The following is a 24,190-nucleotide window of genomic DNA, read 5'->3' as shown; positions in this document are numbered from 1 at the left end:
AACGATTTGTATTTTTTCATCAGCTGTAAATTTAGCCATAGAAAAACTGCACCTCCAATTGTTAGACTGTGTCTAACAATTGGGGTGCAGTTCATTGACGGCTCTTTTTCTAGTCTGTAACACATTGATAAATAAAATATACTAAAACGAGTATGCTTGCGGCGGAATACATGACATCTAAAGTCATTCAAGTGCCTCCTCAATATTGTGGTATTAATATTGTATGAAATCTTACAATTTCATATTCAAGTGAAAAATATGTGAACGTTAACAAAATTGTAAAGTGCAAAAATTATAATCATTTTGTATAATAGAAGAAACCACCGTTATATAAAAAATAATGAGTGAAAGGGGAGGGAACATAAATGCCAAATTGGTTTAGAAAAACCTTAGTCGCATTAATTACCGTATTTACATTTGGTTTAGTGACGCCTCCTTCCATATTGCTTGATAATGCCAAAGCTGCGGACAAGCCTACGAGCACAGCTGGGCAACAAAGTTTGGAGAGCACGTCCTATACATATGAAGAAACGAATGACAGGTTAACCACCGATACTTTTATTACTTATGCAATGCAAGAAGCAGAGAAGCAGTCGATGCAAAAGTTTGGTACTAAAATTGGTCCAGTAATTGAAGATGAATTTAAAGATGTAATATTACCGAAAATTGAAGAGGCAATTGCTGAGCTTGCTAGTGATGTACCAGAAGACTCACTACAATCATTAGCGATTTCTCAAAAACCAGCTGGTGGAAATAATGAAAAGATTTTTCACGTCTACGATACGAAATCAGGAAATGATTTATTGCGTTTCCATGTAAGAAGAGATCATCCGCCGCAAGATGGTTATTATTTTAATTTCCATTATCACCGTTTTGATGATGGATACTCTGGACATCATGAGTTAGGAAATATTTATTGGAATACAAATGTACCGCCGAAATGGTTGTCTTAAAAAGAACAAGAGAAAATCTTGTTCTTTTTTATGTTTATAGAAGGGACAGACAACTATGTTGTTGAATAACATAGGTTTAGAAAAAAGAAGTAAAAGGAGTATGGAGATGCAAAAATACATTGTTTTTGACTTTGATGGCACATTAGTAGATTCGCAAAATATATTTGTACCAATTTATAATCAAATTGCTGAAAAGCACGGATATAAAACGGTAAAGGAAGAAGAAATTGAACATTTACGTAAATTAACGATGCCAGAGAGATGTAAACAACTCGATGTACCACTGTATAAATTACCGATATTAGCGTTGGAGTTTTATAAATTATATCAGCCTGCTATAAAAGATCTTGTTTTATTTCATGGGATGAAGGATGTATTAGATGAACTATATAAAAAAGGATACGGTATTGCGGTTATATCATCTAACTCAGAAGAGCATATTCGGGCATTTTTACACAAGAATGATATAGAAAATATACAAGAAGTGTATTGTTCTAAAAATCTGTTTGGTAAAGATAAAATGATAAAAAGATTTTTAAAATCGAAAAAGATAACAGAGCAGGATATGTTATACGTTGGTGATGAACAGCGAGATGTAGCAGCGTGTAAAAAGGCTGGAGTGAACGTGATTTGGGTATCTTGGGGATATGATGTCATTGAAACAGTGAAAAAAGATGCACCAGATTATATGGTTCATAAGCCGATGGAAATTGTGGAAGTAGTACAAGGAGCGTATTCTTAATATGAATACACTTCGAGCAGGCATTCATCATATTGAATTTTGGGTAGCGAATTTGGAGGAGTCCATTTCTTTTTATAATAAGTTGTTTTCCATAATTGGATGGAGAAAGTTAAATGAAGTAGCATATAGCACAGGAGAAAGTGAAATATATTTTAAAGAAGTAGATGAGGAAATCGTAAGGACGTTAGGGCCTAGACATATTTGTTATCAAGCTATTCATAGAGAAGTAGTTGATGAAGTAGCAGATTTTCTTTCTAGTACGAAAGTGAAGGTAATACGTGGTCCAATTGAAATGAATCATTATTCGGAAGGTTACTATACGATTGATTTTTACGATCCGAATGGATTTATTGTAGAAGTTGCTTATACACCAAAGGCAGAAATGTAAGGGGAATAGATATGAAGATAATTACAGCGCAGCAAAACAATATACAAATTGTAAAAGATGCAGTGGATATTAAAGAAATTTCTAAAGGTTTTTCGCCTGACAAGAAATATATAATTATGAGTGCGAATAATGAAAAATATTTATTTCGGACAGGCGATATAAAAGAGTATGAAAGAAAGAAAATAGAGTTTCAAATTTTAAATGAAATGGTAAAATGTAACGTACAGGCACAAAGGCCAATTGAAATAGGTATATTGGAAGAAGAAGGTGTATGCTATAGTATTTTTTCATATTTAGAAGGGGAAGATGCGAAGAGACTATTGTCTACGTATTCACCAAAAGAACAATATGATATTGGCATAGAGGCAGGAAAAGATTTAGCGAAAATGCATACACTTGAAGCTCCTAAGAATATACTTCCGTGGTATGAAAGAGCAATGAAAAAACATAGGAAATATTTAGAGGCGTATAAAACATGCGGAATTAAAATTGAAAATGATGATAAAATTATTAAGTTTATAGATGAAAATGAAATGTATGTAAAGGATCGCCCAAATCGATTTCAACACGATGATTTTCATTTAGAAAATATAATTGTACGGGATGGGAGATATGTAGGTGTAGTTGATTTTAATGGTTATGACTGGGGCGACCCACTGCATGATTTCGTAAAAATTGCACTATTTGCAAGAGACATTAGTATTCCATATTCAATCGGACAAATAGAAGGATACTTTAATGAGAGAATACCAGAGGAGTTCTGGAAATTATATGCGGTGTACGTTGGCATGACAGTTTTCTCATCAGTTGTCTGGACATTACGAGCAGCACCGCATATGTTGGAGGATACGTTAGAGCGTCTTCATATTGTATTAGAAGATCATAAAAACTTTGAACTATTGAAGCCGATTTGGTTTCAACCAGATAAGATGGATATGAAATAGAAAAGGTAGGTGTGATTCGCACCTACCTTTATTTTTTACCATCAAAATAATTATTTGATTTTCTTAAATGTCAGCGGCTGAGTACTTAACATAGCTGGCACATGTAACTGAAGAGATGGGAATTCACCACTCACATTCATTTCATAAGCGAATAATAAACTCATTTTCATTTGGAATAAGTCAATTTTTGCAGAGAAGATGTCGTAGTGATGATGGTGCAATTGAACCTTCATCTCCATAAATTGTACAAATAACGAATCATCTTGTTTGTATACTTGTAATGTTCCGTATGCAGGATGTTCAAAAGTACCAGTATAATCCTCTAACTTGTGAGAAGGTGTAGTCCCTTTAATTTGTTCAGGAAGCGATTCAGTTGCTTCTTTCATCATTTCCTTCATTTTCTCAGTATCTTCTACAGCACGTTTATGCCAATCAATGGATTCTAATTCAAGTAGTTCGTCATAAATTTGATTAGCGAGATAAGTAGGAAGTAATGTTCCTCCAGCATTCGTTAAAATGACAAGGCCTATGTTTTCTGTTGGTATGAATGAAACAAGTGCTGAAAACCCATCAATATTACCGCCATGATGAATTACCTTATTACCACGGTAAGCGCTAATAAACCAACCAAGACCGTAACTATTTAATGGAGATTCAGGAAGTGATAAAACTGGTTGATCTGGAATGGAATTATGTGGTGTATACATTTGTTGTAATAATTCAGAGGAGATTAATTCATGATTTCCAAATTTACCTTTGTTTAAGTGAAGAAGGACCCAATTTGCCATATCTTCAATTGTAGAATTAATACACCCAGCAGCTCCAACTGTATCGATGTTATGGAATGGAACTTCTTTTATTTTACCTTCATTTTCAACGTAAGGTAAAGCATAATCATCTGTAGTTTGTGAATCTGTAACAGAGAAGTTTGTTTGATTCATATTTAAAGGCTCTAAAATATGTTCTGTAACGTATTGTTCCCACGTTTGATTTGTAATATTTTCCACAATGTAGCTGATTGTTGTATACATTAAGTTGTTATATAGAAACGCTGTTCGGAACGGCGCATCAAGTGGTAAATGTTTTATTTTTTCAACGAGATTTTTTCGAGATAAGGAAGAGCTATACCAAAGAGCCTCATGACGGCTTACACCGGTTCGATGAGAAGCTAAATCTCGTCCGGTAACTTGTGAGCTAGCAAGTACTTCAGATAAAGAGAAGTTAGGTATAAAAGACTGGACAGGACTATCCCAATTAAATTTTTGTTGTTGTGTTAACAAACTTAATGAAAGTGTGCCAAAAGCTTTCGTTGAGGAACCGATTGCGAATCGAGTATGCGGTGTAACAGCCTCTTTTGTTTCTATATTACGATAGCCGAAACCTTCTGAAATAATAACTTCACCGTCTTTTATTACAGCGACAGCAGCACCAGGAACATTTAAATCCTTCATCATTTTTTCAACCGTTGTTTGTAAAGAAGTCATAACAGGCGTTCCAAATTTAGACATACTTCTAACCTCCAAATATAAATTTTGTTCTACCGCACTATACTTTCGGTAATAGAAAATGAAAACCTTTTTAAATTTGGAAAGTTAATAATTTTGTAAGAATTAGTGGGAGAAATTTTATTAATTAGGATTATTAACTTTACCATTTTTCATGTTATGATAAATTGCATATACGATTGAAAGAAGGTTTTCCTACATATGAAACATGCTGAAAATGAATACTTAAATTTATGCCGCCATGTAATGGAACATGGTACGAAGAAAGAAGATCGTACAGGGACAGGAACTGTATCTGTATTTGGATATCAAATGCGTTTTGATTTGAGTAAAGGATTTCCTTTATTAACGACAAAAAGAGTACCATTTCGCCTTGTAGCAAGTGAACTACTTTGGTTTATGAAAGGTGATACAAATATTCGCTATTTATTGCAGCATAATAATAATATTTGGAATGAATGGGCATTTAAGAGCTGGGTGGAAAGTGACGAGTATACTGGTCCTGACATGACTGATTTTGGTCTTCGCTCACAACAAGATGAAGAATTTAAAGTACAGTACGATGAGCAAATGGAATTGTTTAAAAAGAACGTTTTAGAAGATGATGATTTCTCAAATAAATATGGTTATTTAGGAGACGTATACGGTAAACAGTGGCGTGCTTGGAAAACGACAGCCGGTGAGACACTTGATCAATTAAAAGATGTAATTGAAATGATTAAAAAAACACCAGACTCACGTCGTTTAATCGTTTCTGCTTGGAATCCTGAAGACGTACCGAGTATGGCATTACCGCCTTGTCATACATTATTCCAGTTTTATGTAGCGGACGGAAAACTTTCTTGTCAGTTATATCAAAGAAGTGGTGACATATTCCTTGGAATTCCATTTAACATCGCAAGTTATTCACTACTAACACATTTAATTGCACATGAATGTGGTCTTGAAGTAGGAGAATTTGTTCATACAATTGGAGATGCACACATTTATACAAATCATTTTGAACAAGTAGAAAAGCAATTGGCACGTGAACCACGTCCGTTCCCGAAACTTACATTAAATTCAGATGTGAAATCTGTTTTCGATTTTGAAATGGAAGATTTAACGATTGAAGGATACGATCCGCATCCAGCAATTAAAGCACCGGTTGCAGTATAATTGTAGAGGAGATGAAAAAATGATTGTTTCATTTATGGTCGCAATGGACGAAAATAGAGTAATTGGTAAAGATAATAATTTACCTTGGCGTTTACCGAGTGAATTACAATACGTGAAGAAAACAACGATGGGTCACCCGCTTATTATGGGAAGAAAGAACTATGAAGCGATTGGTAGACCGCTGCCTGGAAGACGTAATATTATTGTAACTCGTAATGAAGGATATCACGTTGAAGGATGTGAAGTTGTTCATTCTGTAGAAGAAGTATTTGAACTATGTAAAAATGAAGAAGAGATTTTTATTTTTGGCGGGGCGCAAATTTATGATCTCTTTTTACCTTATGTAGACAAATTGTATATAACAAAAATCCATTATGCATTTGAAGGAGATACATTCTTCCCAGAAATGGATATGACAAATTGGAAAGAGATTTTTGTGGAAAAAGGTTTAACGGATGAACAAAACCCGTATACGTATTATTACCATGTATATGAGAAACAACAATAATAAAAAAGGTTGATGTGAGAATTCGCATCAATCTTTTTATTTATATTCACCAATATAAGTTTATAGATGAGATTCGATAGTGCTATAATGATAGGTAGCATGTAAAAAATGCTAAAATTTTCAAAATTACTAATATAGAAAGAGGAGGAGAATGGATTGAGAAAGATATGGGGGATTCTTTTTCTTTGCTTAACATTCATGTTAGTTGGATGCGGTAAAGAAGAAAAACCACAAGAAGCGTTTGATACATATGTAAAAGCATGGAATAAACAAAAATTTGCAGATATGTATGATCAACTATCAAAAAATGCAAAAAAAGATATTTCAAAGAAAGAGTTTACTGAGAAATATGAAAAAATTTATTCTGGTATCGAAGTAAAAGACTTAAAGGTAGAAACAGGGGAAGTAAAAGAAGATAAAAAAGATGAAGGCCCTGTTCCTTTTAAAGTAAGCATGGATACAGTTGGTGGTAAAATTACTTTTGGCCATGAAGCAAAAATGGTGAAAGAAAAAGATGGAGATAAAGAATCTTGGAAAATAGATTGGACTCCTGATTTTATTTTCCCTGGTATGACGAAAGATAGTAAAGTGCGTATGCAGACAACACAGCCAAAACGTGGTGAAATATACGATCGTAATGGAAAAGGTCTTGCAACGAATGGGAAAGCTTCTGAAATTGGAATAGTTCCAGAAAAATTAGACGATACTGCTCCGCAAACGAAAGAGACAGTAGCGAAGTTGTTAAATATGACTGTAGAAGAAATTGATCAAAAATTAGCTGCTAAATGGGTAAAACCAGGGTATCTCGTACCAATTGGAATTTTGCCTGAAGGGGCAACGCAAAATACGTACATTGATTTAGCAGGTGTTTCAACAAAACCTGTAAATGTTCGTACATATCCATTAGGGGAAGCGGCAGCTCATCTAACTGGTTATATCGGAAAGGTAAATGCTGAAGATTTAAAAACGCTTCAAAAGAAAGGCTATCAAGCTGATGATCCAGTTGGTAAAGCTGGTTTAGAGCAAGTATTAGAGGAAAAGCTACGCGGTAAAAAAGGTGGCCGTGTCTTTGTAGAAGATGCACAAGGAAAAGAAATTAAAAACTTGGCAAAAACAGATGCTGTTGATGGAGAAAACGTAACTTTAACTATTGATAGTGCTGTTCAAGAAAAAACGTACAATGAAATGAAGGGCGAAGCTGGTTCAAGTGCAGCAATTAATCCGAAAAGTGGAGAAACAATTGCACTAGTAAGTAGTCCAGCATATGATCCGAATTTAATTGCACGAGGAACATCGAAAGCACAACGCGAAGCTTGGAATAATGATCCGAAAAAACCGATGACGAATCGCTTTACACAATTATCGGTACCAGGTTCTGTATTTAAACCAATTACAGCTGCAATTGGTCTTGAAACGAAAACGATTGATCCAAAAGAAGAGTTAAAAATTGAAGGATTAAAATGGACAAAAGATTCTTCTTGGGGTAATTATTATGTAACGCGTGTGAAAGATGCAAATCCGATTGATTTTGATAAGGCGATGAAATACTCGGATAATATTTACTTCGCACAAGAAGCATTGAAAATCGGAAAAGACAAGTTTATGAGTGAAGCGAAAAAATTCGGATTCGATGAAAAATTACCAATTGAATATGGATTCCCTGCTTCTAAAATTGCAAATGACGGTATTAAAAATGATATTCAAATGGCAGATACAGGATATGGACAAGGGCAAGTATTAATGACTCCTCTTCATTTAGCTTTAACGTATGCGCCAATTGTAAATGATGGAACGATTCCATCACCGTATATTATTAAAACAGATAAACAACCAAAAGCTTGGAAAGAAAATGTAATTTCTAAAGGAAATCAGGATATATTAAAAACTGCTATGACGAAAGTAATTAATGATCCGGATGGTACAGGGAAAATTGCTAAAATTGATGGAATGACTCTTGCTGGAAAAACAGGTACAGCGGAATTAAAAGTATCCAAAGAGGCCGAAGGAAAAGAACTAGGCTGGTTCGCTGCATTTGATTTGAATTCACCAGATATGGTCATTACAATGATGATTGAAGATGTAAAAGGTAGAGGTGGAAGTAACATTCCAGCTGAAAAAGTGAAACATGTTTTTCAAAAATAATATGTAATAAAAGGCTATCTCTATAAATTATAGAGATAGCCTTTTTGTATGAGGAGTCTTAATATCTGTATACTAAATTTTAAAGAAACAAAATAAATCATTAACTTACGAAAAAAAAGCAGCTATTTTTTATTGACATTAATTAAAACTTTTTGTATTATACTTACATAAGGTAAGTTATTAACTTTCGAAAAATAAATCTTGAATTAAAGATAAAGAGAAAAAAGGGAGAGAATACAATGACAAAAGTACTATTTATCACAGCAAATCCAAATTCAGCAGAAGGTTCTTTCGGAATGGCAGTAGGGGAAGCTTTCATCGAGGCTTATAAAAACGAGCATCCACAAGACGAAGTTGTAACAATTGATCTATTCAATACTACTGTACCAGCAATCGATGCAGATGTATTTGGTGCTTGGGGTAAATTTGCAGCAGGTGAAGGCTTTGAAACTTTAACGGAAGTTCAACAACAAAAAGTAGCAGCAATGAACACAAACTTAGAAACATTTATGCATGCAGATCGTTATGTATTCGTAACTCCAATGTGGAACTTTAGCTATCCACCAGTAGTAAAAGCATACTTAGATAACGTAGCAATCGCAGGTAAAACATTCAAATATACTGAAAATGGTCCAGTTGGCTTATTAGAAGGTAAAAAAGCACTTCACATTCAAGCAACAGGTGGCGTATATTCTGAAGGAGCATACGCAGCTGTAGACTTCGGTCGTAATCACTTAAAAACTGTATTAGGATTTGTCGGAGTAAATGAAACTGAATATATTGCAGTTGAAGGTATGAATGCAAACCCTGAAAAAGCACAAGAAATTAAAGAAGCAGCAATTGCTAATGCTCGTGAATTAGCAAAACGTTTCTAATATAGAATGCCTTAAAAAGTCCAAACACTTGATGTTTGGACTTTTTTTCTTCTTTTTCCTTCGTTTGTCTAGTATAATGAAGGTCGGAATGATAATAGGTGGGGGTTCTGTATGATTCAAACGTTTTTTAAAATCTTTTATTTAATTTTAATCGTAATTGCGATTACACCGAGAATGTGGCGTCTTAAAAGACAAGTAAATACGATGGCGCCAAAAGAAAAAGATAATGCTGTGTACAAAACGACAAATTGGTTTGGTAAGAAAATGGTACGTGTAGCTGGAGGGACAGTAGAAGTGAAAGGGCTTGAAAATGTTCCGAAAGACAAGCCGGTACTAGTTGTAAGTAATCACCAAAGTAATATGGATATCCCTGTTTTACTAGGTTACTTAAATAAACCAATTGGATTCGTGTCAAAAGCAGAAATTAAAAAGTTCCCAGTTGTGCCAACTTGGATGGAACTTATGAATTGTGTATTTATGGATCGTAGCGATCGTCGTCAATCTCTTAAAGCAATTAAAGATGGAATCGAGCTATTAAAGAATGGACATTCTATCGTAATTTTCCCAGAAGGGACAAGAAGTAAGGGTGGCGAAGTTGGAGAGTTTAAGGCTGGTAGTTTTCATCTTGCAGTAAAGTCAGGTGTAGCAATTTTACCTGTAACGTTAGATGGTACATATAAGATGTTTGAAGCGAATGGAAATCGTATGAAGCCAGCTCATGCAACAGTAACAATTTCTAAGCCGATTACACCTGAAGATTATGCGAATATGGATATTAAAGAATTAACGAAGCATACACAGGAAGTTATCGCATCACAATTACATAAGTAGTAAAAAAGGTTTCAGCTTATAGTAAGCTGAAACCTTTTTTATTATGCTGTAGGTAAGACATAAAAGAGTACACAAAAGAACATCATCGCACTACCACCTAAAACGAACAGGTGCCATATGGCATGGTTGAAAGGTAGCTTTTCCCAAAGGAAGAATATAGCTCCGACAGAATATAAAATTCCACCTGCTAAAAGTAGTGAAAAACCATGTCCAGTTAGATTTTCATAAAGTGGTTTAATGGCAACGATTATGAGCCAGCCCATAATGATGTAACATAAAGTTGATGCCTTTATAAAGCGACGTACAAAGAAAATTTTGAAGACGATACCTCCGATTGCAAGTGTCCATATAATAGCAAGTAACGTCCATCCTAATGGGCCACGAAGTGTAATAAGTAGAAAAGGAGTATACGTGCCAGCAATCAATAAGTAAATGGCTGAATGATCTAAAATAGTAAATATTTTTTCAACTTTAGGATGATGGATGCTGTGTAGCAATGTTGAAAACAAGTACAGTAAGAACATGCTTACACCATAAACAGTAAATGCAACTACAGCTGATGCGGTACCGTGCTTAGAAGCATGAATAATCAATATGATTAAGGCAGGGATGCTTAAAATGGCACCGATACCATGTGTAATTGCATTTGCAATTTCTTCTTTTACAAATTGGGTCATTCGTGTCATTTTTTCAGTCATAATGCAAATCCTTTCTACTATCATGAAATAATATGTCATTTCCCTTACCATATCATACACAGGGGCAATAGAAAATGAAATTTGTATAATTGATTATATTTTTGAATTTTTTTGACAAAAGGCAATGGATTTGTTGACGTTTTCAAACTTTTTTGACAAAATAAAATTATGTAATAGTAGGACAAGGAAACTACTAATAAAGGGGATGGGGAAATGTTTTCAAATATTGGCTTTCCAGGGTTAATTTTAATTTTAGTAGCAGTACTCATTTTATTTGGGCCTAAAAAATTGCCGGAAATCGGGAAGGCTTTAGGGGAAACGTTAAAAGAGTTTAAAAAATCAACGAAAGAATTGACAGATGACGCATTTCAAGAAAAGGAAAAGAAAGAAAAAATGTAATGTATTTTCCTTGTAATGGATAAATAAAGTGTGGTGAACGAGTTGGAAGATCGGGAAATGAGCGTAGTAGAACATATTGTTGAGCTTCGAAAAAGAGTAATATATACGGTGTTATCCTTTGTACTATTTTTAATTATCGGATTTACTTTTACAAAGGATATTTATTTTTGGCTTGTAAAAGATTTACCAATGAAATTAACTGTTCTCGGTCCAAGTGATGTATTGTGGATTTTTTTCTCGATTGCTACAGTATTTGCTATCGTTTGTACAATTCCTTTTGCTGCTATACAAATTTGGTTATTTGTAAAACCGGGTTTACATCCAAATGAACAAAAGATGACAATAATGTATATACCGGTATTGTCTATATTATTTATTGCAGGTTTATGTTTTGGATACTTTATTGTAATGCCATTTCTATTTCACTTTTTAACTACGATAGGTAATGAAATGTTTAATACGATGTTTACGACAGAAAAGTATTTTCATTTTGTACTTAATTTAACAGTCCCATTTGCTGTGATTTTTGAATTACCAGTCGTTGTAATGTTTTTAACTAGTATTGGAATACTTACGGCGGAATTTTTAATAAAAATAAGAAGATATGCTTACGTAGCACTGATTATCATTGCATCTTGTATATCACCGCCTGACTTTTTATCTCATAGTTTAGTTGCGGTGCCGCTTATTTGTATTTATGAAGTAAGTATTGCTTTATCAAAGGTTGTTAGTAAGAGGAAAAAGAAAAGAGAAGAAATGCAGTCGAAAAGTGCCTCGTTATAAAGGCACTTTTTTATTTATTGGTTATACTATAGCTATAAACGTATACAATATATAGAAGAAAAAAATTATAGAATCTCCAAAATTTAGACAAACTTTGCGCTTTTATAAGCTTATACTAAATGTATTAAACAATTGATGGATAATGAGATTCCCGTCTCGGAGATATTTAGGATGGGAAGATGGATTAGGTGGAGATGAATAGAGTATAAATCTTCTAGCCATAAGGACTACAGAAATCATATAAGTCTGATTTTACTCCACTTTAAACAACGTGTTACAACGCAAAGTAGAGGAAGTTCAAAAATCCAATGAAAAAGAGGATTGATATTGTGATTACGAAAAGTTTTTATTTCACTCATTCAACAGGGGATTGTATTAAAATATTCGAAATCCCTGTCCTACAGGCGCAGCATCCATTATCGTTTCTAATTCAGTCTCGTCTTCAATTATTTATTGCAAAAATTCAAAAACAAAAACATCCAAGATTTGCATATTCTTTCCGTGAATATTTACAAAAATGTTTGAAGTGGAATGATTATTTAAATGTATATAAAACAAATACTCTTGAAAAAAATGCATGATATAGAGTAGAGACAGGGTTAGGAGCTCTGTCTTTTTCATTTTAGATATAAAAATATAATTAATTTGATGAAATTTCGTTCCAAATTGTTGAAAGCAATGGGAATACTAGTATAATAACAAGGAGAGCGTATTGGAAAGGGAAGAATATAATATGCAAAAAATTAAAATTGTAACAGATTCAACGGCAGATTTATCACAAGAAGTAATCGAGAAGTATGACATTCATGTTCTACCATTATCAATCTCTGTAAATGGACAAACATATTTAGATCGTGTTGATCTACAACCAGATGAATTTATTGAAGAAATGCTTAAATCAGAGGAATTACCAAAAACATCGCAACCAGCAATGGGTACATTTGTAGAAATGTATAACAAGTTAGGTGAAGATGGAAGTGAAGTACTTTCCATTCATATGACAAGTGGAATGAGTGGTACTGTAGCAACTGCAAATAGTGCTGCATCAATGACCGATACAAAAGTAACAGTTGTTGATTCTCAATTTATTACACATGCTTTAGCATATCAAGTAATTGAAGCTGCAAAAATGGCAAATGAAGGGCGCTCACTAGAAGAAATTTTAAAACGTGTAGATGAAGTAAGAAAGAATACTCGTTTATATGTAGTAGTAGATACATTAGAAAACTTAGTGAAGGGTGGACGTATCGGTAAAGGAAAAGCGTTTATCGGTTCGCTGCTTAATATAAAGCCAATTGCTAGTCTTGAAGACGGTGTTTATAATCCTGTAACGAAAGTTCGTAGCCAAGGCCAAATTGTAAAAACATTAGCTAAGTTATTTGAGCAAGATACAGCTGGAAAAGTTGTAAAGGCTGTTGCAATTCCACATGCGAAAGCAATTCCTTTAGCTGAAAGTATGAAAGCGGCGGTTGAAAAAGTGAGTGGGTTTGCTCAATCAGAAATTTTCTATACAACGCCTATAATTAGTACTCATACAGGTCCGGGTGCAATCGGATTTATGTATTTAGCAGAGTAATAAAAAAGCTACTTGAAAATATATTTCAAGTAGCTTTTTTATGTAAATAGAAAGTAAGAAATAAGAAGAGCTATACAGGCACTACCGCTAATGATATAGCGAGTCTGTAAATATCTATTCATAGAAAACACCCTTTATCCCGCAATTTGCGGACAGTAAAACTCCCACCTCAAAATTTAGCTGGAGCAAAGAGGTTAGGTAACGGGCTGTCCGTAAAAGCCTTCACTATAGGATTTTCTATATTATATGTTAGATGTAGAAAATCAGTCGCTACGTTACACATGTAAAGTTTCAATTTTTTCATTTATTTGCTTATCATTTGTTGCGTTACTATAAATAAAAGTTTGGCCTAAAAAGAGTACATGCAGTTGTTCCCATGGTAACATGCGCAAATTCCAATTATTTCGAAGTCTAGTTATTGCTTCACGAGGTGTTTCATCGGCGAGTGCAAATGCTCCGTAATGCATCGGTATAAAATGAGTAGCGTTTAAATCTAAATAAGCTTGCACAGCCTCTTCAGGTGAAACATGAGATACTTTCATAAACCATTCTGGTTCATAAGCGCCAATGGGCATAAGAGCAATATCAATTAAAAAGCGTTCACCAATTTCTTTGAAACCTTGGAAATAGCCACTGTCGCCACAAAAATATATGGTTTCCATAGTCGTTTCATTATCAATAATCCATCCCCCCCAGTGAGACGTATTCATATCAAATAAGAATCTTCTCGTCCAGTGCTGAGCAGGTACGAAGTGAAAAGAAACTTCGTTAATTATCGTACTTTCCCACCATTTATACTCTTCTACATGTTTAAATTTCTTACGAGTAAATAATTTTTTTAATCCGATAGGTACAAGGTATAGAACATCATCATTCAACTGACGAAGAGTTGAAAAATCTAAATGATCATAATGACCATGTGAAATAAGGACAATATCAATTTTAGGTAGTGCTTCTATAGAGAGTCCAGGTTCTGTAAGTCTTGGAACTAGCTTTAATTTATTGGCCCATACTGGATCTGTTAATATATTAAGTCCATTCGTTTGGATAAGAAAAGTAGAATGCCCAATCCATGTGACAGTCGTTTTTTTTACATTACTTTGCAAAAATGCACTTTGTTTAACGGGTGATTGTTCTACTAAGAAAGAAAAATCTTTTTTGTTTTGCTTTCGTTCTTTACGCCAGCGTAAAAAAGAGCGAATTGATTTTTTTGTACTAACATTATCCATATTTTCATAGCGCTTTGCCATGAACATCACCTCATTTAAAATCGTTGTATTTGTATTGTACCGAAATGTTGTTAAGGAATACAGTGTAAAACATGGATTAATGTTTAAGGAATTGTTAAAAAATAGGGAAAGGTATTTACAAAAGTAACAATAAAAATAGTTTTATCACTTCTATTTATATAAATAATAGTAAAAAAATATATTTTGTCTAGTAATTCGCTTGAAATAAAGAAGTAACATACGTAAATTCGTACGATTTCGTGAACAAATGTAGTAAACAATTTTCTCGTAGTGTTAACTTTTGTTATTATAAACATAACCTATTTAAATTTAGGATAGAGAAAAGAGGTTTATAAATGAAGCGTTATCAAAAAATAATTGGTCTTATGGTTGTATTTTGTCTCTTTGTACTTGCTGGATGTAGTGGATCAGGTTCAAAGCTTCGTAAACCATTGAATTGGGATTTAGAAACTTTCCAATTTACAAATCAAGATGGAAAGCAATTTGGTACAAAAGATTTAAAAGGGAAAGTTTGGGTTGCAGATTTTATGTTCACAAATTGTCAAACAGTTTGTCCACCAATGACTGCAAATATGGCCAAGCTGCAAAAGATGGCAAAAGAAGAGAAGATAGACGTTCAGTTTGTTTCATTTAGTGTAGATCCAGACCTTGATAAACCAGAAAATCTGAAAGCATTTATTCAAAAGTTTACAGAGGATACTAGTAACTGGAATTTATTAACGGGATATTCGTTAGAAGATATTACAAAGTTTTCAAAAGATAATTTCCAATCACTTGTAGATAAGCCGGAGAACGGTCAGGTCATGCATGGTACATCATTTTATTTAATTGATCAAAACGGAAAAGTAATGAAAAAGTATAGTGGCATTAGTAATACGCCATACGAAGACATTATACGTGATATGAAGCGATTAGTGGATTAAAAATAAGGGTGCATAGCACCCTTATTTTTTTTGCATTAGTCTATGGATAAAATGTCATGTTGTTGGGGAAGTTTCGGCGCCCGAATTTCTAATACGCCGTTTTGATAAGAAGCTTTTGCTGCTTTTTTATTAATTGAATACGGCAACTTAATCAATCTTGATGCTTCTGAAATGGAACGTTCTCGGCGATAATAGTTATGGGATGTTTCTTCTTCCTCTTCGAGTATCTCTTCTTTTACAGAGACTTTTAAGTATTCACTTTGTATTTCAATTTGGATTTGCTCTTTTTGTATACCTGGTAGTTCAGCTGTAACAACGAGTTCTTCACCAACTTCATATAAATCTACAGGGAATGTTAATAAACGGTTTCCTTTTTGGAAAAAATGATTTAAATCAGCGATTACATTGCGAAGAGGTGTTTGCTCGAAGAAATCATCAATTTGCTTTAAGTAATTACGAACCGGTGGGCGAGAAGAATCTTTTTTTTCTTCACTCATGGTATTCCCTCCTAGAAATCAATTTGCAATATCATATGACAAAAGCGGAGAAAGGTGAGTGCCTAGTTTTCATGTTTTCATAAAAAATTGTTAAAAATGTGAAATGGAGTGATTTTTTTATAGTTTTTGGTCGCCATATTCAGTTGATTATGCTAGTATAAATAGGGTTGATATAGTAGTATAGAAACAGAATGAAAACCGAAAGAGGGTAAGAAGTATGTGTGGTTTTGTAGGATGTTTATGTGAAAACCCTAGAGAGTTTTCAGAAACAGAAAAACATCAATTTGAAAATATGAACACGATGATTTTCCACCGTGGTCCAGATGACGAAGGATATTTTCGTGATGAACATGTACAATTTGGCTTCCGCCGTTTAAGTATCATTGACTTAGAGGCAGGACATCAGCCGCTAACTTATGAAAATGATCGATATGTAATTATTTTTAATGGTGAAATTTACAACTATGTAGAATTACGTGAAATGTTACTTGAAAAAGGTGCAACGTTTGCAACGCAATCTGATACAGAAGTTATTATTGCATTGTATGCACATATGAAAGAAAAATGTGTAGACTACCTTCGTGGTATGTTTGCATTTATGATTTGGGATCGTGAAGAGAAGAAACTTTTCGGTGCACGTGACCACTTCGGTATTAAACCTCTATACATCGCACAGCAAGGTGATACTACATTCTTCGCATCTGAGAAGAAAAGTATTATGCATGTGATGGAAGATAAAGGCGTTAATCCAACGTCACTACAACATTATTTTACGTATCAATATGGCCCAGAGCCAGAAACATTAACAATTGATGTTAATAAAATCGAGCCTGGTCATTATTTCGTAAAAGAAATCGGTAAAGAGATGGAAATCCATCGCTACTGGAAACCTTATTTTAATGCTTCAAGTGCAACGAAAGAGGAGCATATCCAAGCAATTCGTGATGTACTATATGATTCAGTAAAAGTGCATATGCGTAGTGATGTACCAGTAGGTTCATTCTTATCTGGTGGTATCGATTCATCTATCATCGCTTCTATTGCAAGAGAAATGAATCCAAATCTTTTAACATTCTCTGTTGGTTTTGAGCAACGTGGTTTCAGTGAAGTTGATGTTGCAAAAGAAACTGCTGAGAAATTAGGCGTTAAAAACCATAACGTATTCATTTCAGCGAAAGAATTTATGGATGAGTTCCCAAAAATCATTTGGCATATGGATGATCCTTTAGCTGATCCAGCAGCTGTACCATTGTACTTCGTTGCTAAAGAAGCACGTAAACATGTAACAGTTGTTCTTTCAGGTGAAGGCGCAGACGAGCTATTTGGTGGTTATAACATTTACCGTGAGCCAAACTCACTAAAAATGTTCTCTTACATTCCTAGCCCAGGTAAGAGTGTTCTAAAAGCATTGAGTGGTGCTCTTAAAGAAGGATTTAAAGGTAAGAGCTTCCTAGAGCGTGGATGTACACCAATTGAAGAGCGTTACTATGGAAATGCGAAAATCTTCCGTGAAGAAGAAAAAGCTGAATTAATGAAGTATTACAATGAAAGTGTTAACTATATGGATATCACGAAACCATTGTATAACGAGATTAAAGATTATGATGATGTAAGTAAAATGCAGTACATTGACATGTTCACATGGTTACGCGGTGACATTTTATTAAAAGCTGATAAAATGACAATGGCAAACTCATTAGAACTTCGTGTACCGTTCTTAGATAAAGAAGTATTCGATGTTGCATCTAAAATTCCAACTGAACTTAAGATTGCTAACGGAACTACGAAAGCTATTTTACGTGAAGCAGCACGCGGAATCGTTCCAGATCACGTATTAGATCGTAAAAAACTTGGATTCCCAGTACCAATTCGTCACTGGTTAAAAGACGAAATGCATGATTGGGCTATAAATATTATAAACGAAAGTAAGACAGAGCATTTAATCGACAAACAGTATGTATTAAACTTACTGGAAGCACATTGTGCAGATAAAGGCGATTATAGCCGTAAAATTTGGACTGTACTTGCGTTTATGGTATGGCACCAAATTTATGTTGAGCATAAATACGATACGAACAAGTTCCATGAAGAAACAAAACGTGCGTATAGCTTAGTGTAATTAGAAAAACCTTAAGATCGCATACGGTCTTAAGGTTTTTTTCATAAATAGGAAGTATTATTGATACAATAATAGTAAAAGGATGGACAACATATGATTACGTTTGAGAAAGTTACTATAGAAAATGAAAGCGTTGTTAAAGAAATGTTTAAATCGCATAGTTTAGGTGAGAAAAAGGTACAGTATTGTGTGAAAGTTGATGATACATATATTGGTGTAATAGATTATAGTGTTCAAGAGGAACGAGCTGTTTTATCACAGCTAATTATTCATTTTGATTACCAAGGTTATGGTTATGGTACAAATACGTATTTTACATTTGAAGAAATGATGAAACAAAGAAATGTGAAAGAAATAAAAGTGCTACAAGAGGAATTAACAGAAAAAGCGCATTCTTTCATAGAGAGTTTTGGCTTTACTTCAGAAGATGGAGCGTATGTGAAGAAAATATAACGATGATTATTTATGCGATACAATAAATATAAGGCAGGTGGATGTATGACAATGACTTCTGGTCTTGTATTAATTGGAGGGTGCTTTATAGTAGCAGAACTATGTCATATAATCATTCGGAAAAGAATGATTAAGAAAAGAAAGCCGTATGAATTACAATACGTCCCTGTCTTTTTCATTATATTTTGTATGCTTAGTACATTACAAAATATAATGAACTTTCCACCACTTGTGAATGTTTTTTTAAAGTTCGGTTTACTTTATAGTGGTGTTGGAATAGTACTTTTATTTATTTTATTTTGCATACGTTATATTCACTATCAATCGTATATATTTATTTTAAATTGGTTAAAACAAGATGATAGAAACCGCCTTACATAAGGCGGTTTTTTTATTTGTGATTGTAACAGAACTTGTACATTTCACATAAAATAGGACGAGTAGCAATGCTAACATATTACAAGAAAGGGGCGGGGTAGTAAAATGAAACTTGTTATAGACGCAGGGCACGGTGGATATGATTCTGGTGCTGTTGGTAATGGCTTAGTAGAAAAAAACTTAACGCTTCAAATTGCTAGACGCGTTCGAGATATTTTAACGGTAAATTACCCAATTACAATTAAAATGACACGTGATAGTGACGTGTTTATTTCCTTATCGGAACGTGCTAATATTGCTAATGCTTTTGGTGCGGATTATTTTATTTCATTTCATATTAATAGCGGCGGGGGTACAGGTTTTGAAAGCTATATTTATAATGCGTTATCCAACAGCAGCACTGCATATGCAAAGCAACAAAAGATGCATACAGCAGTAAATCCTGTATTAACAAAATACGGTCTTCGTGATCGAGGAGCAAAAAAAGAAAATTATGCGGTATTAAGAGAAACCGCAATGGATGCAATTTTAACTGAGACTGCCTTTATTGATACAACGTTTGATGCAAATTTATTAAAAAATCCACAATTTATTGAAGATCTAAGTCAAGCGTATGCAAATGGAATAGCGGCTATTTTTGGAGTAGCTCCAAATCCACAACCTCCAAACCCACAACCGACACCTCAAACGAAGGGAATCGCTTATATCCTTGGGAAAAATGTAAATTTAAGAAATGGTCCATCAACTTCTTCCTCAGTTATTCGTCAATTAAATTCTCCAGAATCTTACGTTGTATATCAGGAAAGTAACGGATGGTTAGATTTGGGGAATGGACAATGGGTGTATAATGATCCTTCTTACATTAATTTTGTAAAGACAAGCAATAGTGATGGAAGTCCGATTGGGGTTGCATATATACAAGGGATGAATGTAAATTTAAGAAGTGGTCCATCAACTACATCTGCAGTTATCCGTCAATTAAATCCTCCAGAATCTTATTTAGTATATATAAATGAAAATGGATGGTTAAACCTTGGTGGAAATCAGTGGGTATATAATGATCCATCGTATATTAAGTATACTCAATATTAGGAATTAAAATGATAATGCAATATGGATGCGTATCTTTGTTATGTATAACTCAGATACGCATTGTAATAACAACATAAATTTTCATACTTATACACTATATGTTAAAAAGAAACATTAGAAAAGCCAATAGAATCGAAATGGTATATATTAAAAAAGTTTTCTGATATACATTGACAATGTATGTAGTATACATTAATCTTTAATTGTTAATGATAATCGATTTCATCTAGGGAGGACATATGATACATACTAAAAAACTAATTATGTTCTGCATTATGATACTCATGGTTGTAATTGCAGGATGTAGTAAAGAAGAGAAAAAAGAAAATGATATATCAGCTAAAGCAAAAGATTCATATACGGTCAAGCATGCAATGGGCGAAACGACAGTAAATGGTACACCTAAAAAAGTTGTTGTTTTAACAAATGAAGGTGCAGAGGCTCTCCTAGCTGTGGGCGTAACGCCAGTGGGGACTACGAAACCACGTGCTGGTGATGAATGGTACCCTCATGTAGCGAAAGAATTAAAAAATACGGAAGTTGTAGGAACTGAACGTGATATTAATTTAGAAGCAGTAATGAAGCTTAAGCCAGATTTAATTATCGGAAATAAAATGCGTCACGAAAAAATATATGATCAGCTAAAAGAAATCGCACCAACTGTTTATGCAGAAACATTACGCGGTGATTGGAAAGAAAACTTTACGCTTTATACAAAAGCTGTAAATAAAGAAAAAGAAGGGCAAAAAGCTCTTGATGATTATAAAAAACGTATTGAAGGAATGAAAGAGAAGTTAGGCGATAAATTGAATTCTAAAGTTTCTATTATTCGTTTCGTGCCAGGTGATGTTCGTATTTATCAAAAAAACTCATTCTCGGGAGTTGTTTTAAATGATATTGGATTTAAACGACCACCATTACAAGATAAAGATGATTTTGCGATAAAAGGAATTACAAAAGAGCAAATTCCAAATATGGACGGGGACTACTTATTTTATTTCACGTCTGATAAAGATGCAGATAAGAATAATGAAGGAAATTCGTTAGCAAAGGAATGGACAGAAGATCCACTCTTTAAGCAACTACAGGCTTCTAAAAATAATAAAGTATTCCAAGTGGATGAAGTAATCTGGAATACAGCAGGCGGTATTAAAGCTGCGAATCTTATGTTAGATGATATTGAAAAATATTTCCTTAAATAAATGATAAAATACATCACTTTTACGAAGTGATGTATTTTTTGTTCGTGAAAATACAGAAAATTCCTTCTTTAAGGGTGACATAAGTTGTACAATAAAATCAATCATGTGATAAAGGAGTGGGGAAGAATGAAAGCTACTCATAAAGAGTGGATCTTGTTTAATGGGAGAATGATTAATACGAAGGAAGAACAGCCGATGGTCGCATTAGAAGAGCGCGGCTTCCAATTTGGTGATGGTATTTATGAAGTATTTAGACTATACGATGGCAAGCCTCATTTATTAGATTTACATTTGGAACGATTCTTTAACTCTATGGCAGAAATAAAACTAATTCCACCATTTACGAAGGAAGAATTAGTGGAAGAGTTACATCAAATGATTGAAAAAAATCAATTTCAAGAAGATGGGAATGTATATTTACAAATATCAAGAGGTGCACAACCACGCAATCATGTATATGAATCAGATTTACAACCGACATATTTTGCAAATCTTGTTTCGTTCCCAAGACCAGTTGCTTCAATGAAGGCAGGGATTAAGGTAACGGTAGAAGAGGACATCAGGTGGAAGTTTTGCCATATAAAATCATTAAATCTTTTACCAAATATCATGATTAAAAATAAAATAAATGAACAAGGGTATCAAGAAGCAATATTAGTACGAGATGGCATTGTGACTGAAGGGTGTCATTCGAATTTCTTTATGGTGAAAAATAATAAATTGATTACACATCCGGCTGACAATTTCATTCTACAGGGCATTACGCGGCACTATGTTATTACATTAGCGAAAGAGTTACATATCGAAGTAGAGGAACGAGAGTTTTCATTACAAGAAGTATATGAGGCTGATGAGTGCTTCTTTACAGCGACGCCGCTTGAAATATTCCCAGTCGTTCAAATTGGTGATGAACAGTTTGGAAACGGCGAAAGAGGACCAATTACAAAGAAACTCCAAGTGGCATATGAAGAAAGTATTAGATTGTTTAAAGTTATGAACTAATATTGAAGAAAAAAGCTGATATTCCTTCAGCTTTTTTTCATGATATAATTCAAGCGTAGGACAAGATTTGAAAACGCTGTAAAAAGGGGATTTAATGTATGAATTATGAAGGTTTTAAAGAAGTAATTCACGGAAGACGAAGTGTTAGAAAGTTCACAGAACAAGAAGTATCTACTAATGATATAAAAGAAATAATTGATTGTGCTCGTTATGCACCGAGCGATACGAACTCACAAACGTGGGAATTCTTGGTCATTATGAACCGAGAGAAGATTAAAGAAATTGAACAAATGACATGGGATGCTTTACATAAACTTGCGGCAAAAGCAACAGATAATGGAGAAGAGAAAGCAGGGAAATTACTTACGCGTTCTTTCGGACCATATGCGACAGCTTTCTCTGAGGCACCAGTATTAATCGTATGCTTGGCAACACCATATGAATCAAAGTTTCGTGAAAAGATATTTGATCCCATTGCTTTTGTTCCAGATTCAGTTTGGGAAGAAGAAGGGATTAAGAGTAGCTGTTTAGCGGCACAAAACTTAATGTTAGCTGCACATGCAAAGGGACTTGGTACTTGTCCAATGACAGGGCCAGTATTGCTAGCTCAAGATGAACTGCGCCAATATTTACAAATTGAGCCTGAAAAACAAATAAATATGGTTATTTCACTCGGATTTCCGAAAGATAAGCCAAAAAAACTTCCAAGAAAAGAAGTAGAAGAAATCACAACATTTGTTTTTTAAAGTGCAAAATAAAAAGACATTGGACATATCAATGTCTTTTTATTTTGGAGCGGGTATTATATCGATTTGTTGGGCTAAAATGATAAATAAGAAGGAATTACTATTTATTTCATAAAAAAAATTAATGTTCTATTAAGGAAAGTATGATACATTAATCGTGAGCAAGCTTCTATATGTTCATAAAAGTTTTAAAAGTTATTTTTGTATAATAAATTATAATCAAATGACAGGGGGGATGAATTTTGAAAAAATTCATAATCACTGGATTGTCTGTATTGTTATTAGTAGGTTGCGGTGCTCCACAGGAAAAAGAGGACGCGCAATCAAAACAGGAAGAACAAGTTGTAAACGCAAGTGATGAGAATATGGTTGTATTTCCTGAAGGCGCAATGTCAATTGGAGAAGGGAAAGTAAAAGTTATTACTCCAGATGGTACTTCTGAAAATGGAAATATACCGACTGTATTCATCAAAAAGGATACTTTAATTCAGCAAGTTGAATTAGAACTTTCTAATTTTCAAAGTGATAAAGAAACATTCATATTTGTAGATCAAATGTATACAGATAAACATCAAGTAACTAGTACAACACAGACAACAGTACAATTAAAAGAAAAGACGCTGGAAACAGGTAGTCATACAATTACTGCAGTTCAGTATGAAAACAATGACCCGAAAGGAAAGGTTATTAGTTTTAATCAAGCAACATTTGAGACAAAGCCTGCGTCTTAATCAGAATAAAAAGTACATTACTCAAAAAAGTAGTGTGCTTTTTTGTTTGGATGGAATGGTGTAATAGGGAATAATTTATTTCGTTTTCTAGTACGATTAAGCAGTAAGGAATCACTTGTTACTACTATGATGGAGAAAAAGGTTGAAGGTATGAATCGATATGTTCGTATCTTCTTGATTAGTATAATCATGTCAGTAATTTGGTTTACTATACAAGACGTTAATCAACTTACGTTTAATTATCAAACTTATGACTTGTTAATGGGAAGTATATGTTTTGTCATTGTGTGCCTGT

The 24,190-nt window shown here is 33.8% G+C and carries 26 protein-coding genes; 22 read left to right on the top strand and 4 right to left on the bottom strand.

Annotated elements, in window-relative coordinates; all coding sequences use genetic code 11:
* The first annotated feature begins 365 nt into the window (after nucleotides 1-365).
* The 4 genes from ACLBXA_RS24900 (at nucleotide 366) to ACLBXA_RS24885 (ending at nucleotide 3,027) form a co-directional block, all read left to right on the top strand.
* Nucleotides 366-953, top strand: coding sequence for a YpjP family protein (locus ACLBXA_RS24900; RefSeq protein WP_001134421.1), 588 nt, complete (start codon nucleotides 366-368; stop codon nucleotides 951-953).
* A gap of 106 nt (nucleotides 954-1,059) precedes the next feature.
* Nucleotides 1,060-1,695: an HAD family hydrolase gene (locus ACLBXA_RS24895; RefSeq protein WP_001174980.1), complete on the top strand. Its 636-nt coding sequence runs from the start codon at nucleotides 1,060-1,062 to the stop codon at nucleotides 1,693-1,695.
* Nucleotide 1,696: 1 nt separating this feature from the next.
* Nucleotides 1,697-2,083: a VOC family protein gene (locus ACLBXA_RS24890; protein WP_001094667.1), complete on the top strand. Its 387-nt coding sequence runs from the start codon at nucleotides 1,697-1,699 to the stop codon at nucleotides 2,081-2,083.
* 11 nt (nucleotides 2,084-2,094) lie between these two features.
* Nucleotides 2,095-3,027, top strand: coding sequence for an aminoglycoside phosphotransferase family protein (locus tag ACLBXA_RS24885; protein WP_000692069.1), 933 nt, complete (start codon nucleotides 2,095-2,097; stop codon nucleotides 3,025-3,027).
* Between the two features lie 50 nt (nucleotides 3,028-3,077).
* Here the strand turns inward: ACLBXA_RS24885 and ACLBXA_RS24880 are convergent, their stop codons facing one another.
* Entirely contained in the window at nucleotides 3,078-4,535 is a 1,458-nt protein-coding gene (locus ACLBXA_RS24880) for a serine hydrolase (protein ID WP_000032719.1), read from the bottom strand.
* 198 nt (nucleotides 4,536-4,733) lie between these two features.
* On the opposite strand from ACLBXA_RS24880, the gene ACLBXA_RS24875 reads away from it, so the two are divergent.
* The 5 genes from ACLBXA_RS24875 to ACLBXA_RS24855 all read left to right on the top strand — a co-directional run bounded on the left by ACLBXA_RS24875 (nucleotide 4,734) and on the right by ACLBXA_RS24855 (nucleotide 10,046).
* Nucleotides 4,734-5,690, top strand: coding sequence for a thymidylate synthase (locus ACLBXA_RS24875; protein ID WP_000679602.1), 957 nt, complete (start codon nucleotides 4,734-4,736; stop codon nucleotides 5,688-5,690).
* 19 nt (nucleotides 5,691-5,709) lie between these two features.
* Nucleotides 5,710-6,198, top strand: a complete 489-nt coding sequence (locus ACLBXA_RS24870) for a dihydrofolate reductase (RefSeq protein WP_000637208.1) — start codon at nucleotides 5,710-5,712, stop codon at nucleotides 6,196-6,198.
* A gap of 156 nt (nucleotides 6,199-6,354) precedes the next feature.
* A complete protein-coding gene (gene pbpC, locus ACLBXA_RS24865) occupies nucleotides 6,355-8,340 on the top strand; it encodes a penicillin-binding protein 3 (protein ID WP_001227237.1) in 1,986 nt (661 codons plus the stop codon).
* Between the two features lie 239 nt (nucleotides 8,341-8,579).
* Entirely contained in the window at nucleotides 8,580-9,215 is a 636-nt protein-coding gene (locus tag ACLBXA_RS24860) for an FMN-dependent NADH-azoreductase (RefSeq protein ID WP_000170033.1), read from the top strand.
* Nucleotides 9,216-9,326: 111 nt separating this feature from the next.
* Nucleotides 9,327-10,046 (top strand): lysophospholipid acyltransferase family protein, encoded by a 720-nt coding sequence (locus ACLBXA_RS24855; protein ID WP_000616579.1) that lies wholly within the window; start codon nucleotides 9,327-9,329, stop codon nucleotides 10,044-10,046.
* Between the two features lie 41 nt (nucleotides 10,047-10,087).
* Here ACLBXA_RS24855 and trhA read toward each other — a convergent pair whose 3' ends face one another.
* A complete protein-coding gene (gene trhA / locus ACLBXA_RS24850) occupies nucleotides 10,088-10,744 on the bottom strand; it encodes a PAQR family membrane homeostasis protein TrhA (RefSeq protein WP_000136889.1) in 657 nt (218 codons plus the stop codon).
* Between the two features lie 213 nt (nucleotides 10,745-10,957).
* Here trhA and ACLBXA_RS24845 point away from each other — a divergent pair, with 213 nt between their 5' ends.
* The 4 genes from ACLBXA_RS24845 (at nucleotide 10,958) to ACLBXA_RS24830 (ending at nucleotide 13,502) form a co-directional block, all read left to right on the top strand.
* On the top strand, nucleotides 10,958-11,143 hold the full coding sequence (locus tag ACLBXA_RS24845) for a twin-arginine translocase TatA/TatE family subunit (protein ID WP_000492443.1): 186 nt from the start codon (nucleotides 10,958-10,960) through the stop codon (nucleotides 11,141-11,143).
* A gap of 57 nt (nucleotides 11,144-11,200) precedes the next feature.
* Complete coding sequence (gene tatC / locus ACLBXA_RS24840; protein WP_000117643.1) at nucleotides 11,201-11,926, top strand: twin-arginine translocase subunit TatC; 726 nt, start codon at nucleotides 11,201-11,203, stop codon at nucleotides 11,924-11,926.
* A gap of 329 nt (nucleotides 11,927-12,255) precedes the next feature.
* Nucleotides 12,256-12,507 (top strand): DUF2535 family protein, encoded by a 252-nt coding sequence (locus tag ACLBXA_RS24835; protein ID WP_150157998.1) that lies wholly within the window; start codon nucleotides 12,256-12,258, stop codon nucleotides 12,505-12,507.
* Nucleotides 12,508-12,659: 152 nt separating this feature from the next.
* Nucleotides 12,660-13,502: a DegV family protein gene (locus ACLBXA_RS24830; protein ID WP_014894780.1), complete on the top strand. Its 843-nt coding sequence runs from the start codon at nucleotides 12,660-12,662 to the stop codon at nucleotides 13,500-13,502.
* A 275-nt stretch (nucleotides 13,503-13,777) separates the two neighbouring features.
* Here the strand turns inward: ACLBXA_RS24830 and ACLBXA_RS24825 are convergent, their stop codons facing one another.
* Nucleotides 13,778-14,752 (bottom strand): MBL fold metallo-hydrolase, encoded by a 975-nt coding sequence (locus ACLBXA_RS24825; protein ID WP_001129637.1) that lies wholly within the window; start codon nucleotides 14,750-14,752, stop codon nucleotides 13,778-13,780.
* A 335-nt stretch (nucleotides 14,753-15,087) separates the two neighbouring features.
* Here ACLBXA_RS24825 and ACLBXA_RS24820 point away from each other — a divergent pair, with 335 nt between their 5' ends.
* On the top strand, nucleotides 15,088-15,675 hold the full coding sequence (locus tag ACLBXA_RS24820; protein ID WP_000833341.1) for an SCO family protein: 588 nt from the start codon (nucleotides 15,088-15,090) through the stop codon (nucleotides 15,673-15,675).
* A 35-nt stretch (nucleotides 15,676-15,710) separates the two neighbouring features.
* Here ACLBXA_RS24820 and ACLBXA_RS24815 read toward each other — a convergent pair whose 3' ends face one another.
* Entirely contained in the window at nucleotides 15,711-16,172 is a 462-nt protein-coding gene (locus ACLBXA_RS24815; protein WP_001288086.1) for an Hsp20/alpha crystallin family protein, read from the bottom strand.
* Between the two features lie 217 nt (nucleotides 16,173-16,389).
* Here ACLBXA_RS24815 and asnB point away from each other — a divergent pair, with 217 nt between their 5' ends.
* The 8 genes from asnB to ACLBXA_RS24775 all read left to right on the top strand — a co-directional run bounded on the left by asnB (nucleotide 16,390) and on the right by ACLBXA_RS24775 (nucleotide 23,895).
* Nucleotides 16,390-18,291, top strand: coding sequence for an asparagine synthase (glutamine-hydrolyzing) (asnB, locus tag ACLBXA_RS24810; RefSeq protein WP_000333819.1), 1,902 nt, complete (start codon nucleotides 16,390-16,392; stop codon nucleotides 18,289-18,291).
* 93 nt (nucleotides 18,292-18,384) lie between these two features.
* Entirely contained in the window at nucleotides 18,385-18,744 is a 360-nt protein-coding gene (locus tag ACLBXA_RS24805) for a GNAT family N-acetyltransferase (protein WP_000627501.1), read from the top strand.
* A gap of 51 nt (nucleotides 18,745-18,795) precedes the next feature.
* On the top strand, nucleotides 18,796-19,125 hold the full coding sequence (locus ACLBXA_RS24800) for a hypothetical protein (protein ID WP_000200457.1): 330 nt from the start codon (nucleotides 18,796-18,798) through the stop codon (nucleotides 19,123-19,125).
* A 102-nt stretch (nucleotides 19,126-19,227) separates the two neighbouring features.
* Nucleotides 19,228-20,214 carry an N-acetylmuramoyl-L-alanine amidase gene (locus tag ACLBXA_RS24795; protein ID WP_000779884.1) on the top strand — a complete coding sequence of 329 codons (987 nt, stop codon included), beginning with the start codon at nucleotides 19,228-19,230 and terminating at the stop codon, nucleotides 20,212-20,214.
* Between the two features lie 239 nt (nucleotides 20,215-20,453).
* The gene (locus ACLBXA_RS24790; RefSeq protein ID WP_000581983.1) at nucleotides 20,454-21,416 is read left to right on the top strand and encodes an ABC transporter substrate-binding protein; all 963 of its coding nucleotides are present in this window, start codon (nucleotides 20,454-20,456) and stop codon (nucleotides 21,414-21,416) included.
* Nucleotides 21,417-21,542: 126 nt separating this feature from the next.
* Nucleotides 21,543-22,418, top strand: a complete 876-nt coding sequence (gene dat, locus ACLBXA_RS24785) for a D-amino-acid transaminase (RefSeq protein ID WP_000648395.1) — start codon at nucleotides 21,543-21,545, stop codon at nucleotides 22,416-22,418.
* Between the two features lie 98 nt (nucleotides 22,419-22,516).
* Complete coding sequence (locus tag ACLBXA_RS24780; protein WP_001105348.1) at nucleotides 22,517-23,164, top strand: nitroreductase family protein; 648 nt, start codon at nucleotides 22,517-22,519, stop codon at nucleotides 23,162-23,164.
* A gap of 242 nt (nucleotides 23,165-23,406) precedes the next feature.
* Nucleotides 23,407-23,895, top strand: a complete 489-nt coding sequence (locus ACLBXA_RS24775; RefSeq protein ID WP_000713494.1) for a hypothetical protein — start codon at nucleotides 23,407-23,409, stop codon at nucleotides 23,893-23,895.
* Nucleotides 23,896-24,190 lie beyond the last annotated feature (295 nt).

It is taken from the genome of Bacillus sp. D48C, assembly GCF_053345735.1.
The sequence above is the reverse complement of the archived record's forward strand: the minus strand, read 5'-3'. Positions and strand labels throughout refer to the sequence as shown.

What these genes read in the sequence shown, in the direction of transcription:
- ACLBXA_RS24815 (WP_001288086.1), bottom strand. Translation starts at nt 16,172, where the DNA reads ATGAGTGAAGAAAAAAAAGATTCTTCTCGCCCACCGGTTCGTAATTAC.
- ACLBXA_RS24830 (WP_014894780.1), top strand. Translation starts at nt 12,660, where the DNA reads ATGCAAAAAATTAAAATTGTAACAGATTCAACGGCAGATTTATCACAA.
- ACLBXA_RS24870 (WP_000637208.1), top strand. Translation starts at nt 5,710, where the DNA reads ATGATTGTTTCATTTATGGTCGCAATGGACGAAAATAGAGTAATTGGT.
- trhA (WP_000136889.1), bottom strand. Translation starts at nt 10,744, where the DNA reads ATGACTGAAAAAATGACACGAATGACCCAATTTGTAAAAGAAGAAATT.
- ACLBXA_RS24900 (WP_001134421.1), top strand. Translation starts at nt 366, where the DNA reads ATGCCAAATTGGTTTAGAAAAACCTTAGTCGCATTAATTACCGTATTT.
- ACLBXA_RS24820 (WP_000833341.1), top strand. Translation starts at nt 15,088, where the DNA reads ATGAAGCGTTATCAAAAAATAATTGGTCTTATGGTTGTATTTTGTCTC.
- ACLBXA_RS24845 (WP_000492443.1), top strand. Translation starts at nt 10,958, where the DNA reads ATGTTTTCAAATATTGGCTTTCCAGGGTTAATTTTAATTTTAGTAGCA.
- ACLBXA_RS24805 (WP_000627501.1), top strand. Translation starts at nt 18,385, where the DNA reads ATGATTACGTTTGAGAAAGTTACTATAGAAAATGAAAGCGTTGTTAAA.
- ACLBXA_RS24825 (WP_001129637.1), bottom strand. Translation starts at nt 14,752, where the DNA reads ATGGCAAAGCGCTATGAAAATATGGATAATGTTAGTACAAAAAAATCA.
- ACLBXA_RS24895 (WP_001174980.1), top strand. Translation starts at nt 1,060, where the DNA reads ATGCAAAAATACATTGTTTTTGACTTTGATGGCACATTAGTAGATTCG.
- ACLBXA_RS24790 (WP_000581983.1), top strand. Translation starts at nt 20,454, where the DNA reads ATGATACATACTAAAAAACTAATTATGTTCTGCATTATGATACTCATG.
- ACLBXA_RS24780 (WP_001105348.1), top strand. Translation starts at nt 22,517, where the DNA reads ATGAATTATGAAGGTTTTAAAGAAGTAATTCACGGAAGACGAAGTGTT.
- ACLBXA_RS24800 (WP_000200457.1), top strand. Translation starts at nt 18,796, where the DNA reads ATGACTTCTGGTCTTGTATTAATTGGAGGGTGCTTTATAGTAGCAGAA.
- asnB (WP_000333819.1), top strand. Translation starts at nt 16,390, where the DNA reads ATGTGTGGTTTTGTAGGATGTTTATGTGAAAACCCTAGAGAGTTTTCA.
- ACLBXA_RS24875 (WP_000679602.1), top strand. Translation starts at nt 4,734, where the DNA reads ATGAAACATGCTGAAAATGAATACTTAAATTTATGCCGCCATGTAATG.
- ACLBXA_RS24860 (WP_000170033.1), top strand. Translation starts at nt 8,580, where the DNA reads ATGACAAAAGTACTATTTATCACAGCAAATCCAAATTCAGCAGAAGGT.
- ACLBXA_RS24855 (WP_000616579.1), top strand. Translation starts at nt 9,327, where the DNA reads ATGATTCAAACGTTTTTTAAAATCTTTTATTTAATTTTAATCGTAATT.
- dat (WP_000648395.1), top strand. Translation starts at nt 21,543, where the DNA reads ATGAAAGCTACTCATAAAGAGTGGATCTTGTTTAATGGGAGAATGATT.
- ACLBXA_RS24885 (WP_000692069.1), top strand. Translation starts at nt 2,095, where the DNA reads ATGAAGATAATTACAGCGCAGCAAAACAATATACAAATTGTAAAAGAT.
- ACLBXA_RS24890 (WP_001094667.1), top strand. Translation starts at nt 1,697, where the DNA reads ATGAATACACTTCGAGCAGGCATTCATCATATTGAATTTTGGGTAGCG.
- tatC (WP_000117643.1), top strand. Translation starts at nt 11,201, where the DNA reads ATGAGCGTAGTAGAACATATTGTTGAGCTTCGAAAAAGAGTAATATAT.
- ACLBXA_RS24880 (WP_000032719.1), bottom strand. Translation starts at nt 4,535, where the DNA reads ATGTCTAAATTTGGAACGCCTGTTATGACTTCTTTACAAACAACGGTT.
- ACLBXA_RS24795 (WP_000779884.1), top strand. Translation starts at nt 19,228, where the DNA reads ATGAAACTTGTTATAGACGCAGGGCACGGTGGATATGATTCTGGTGCT.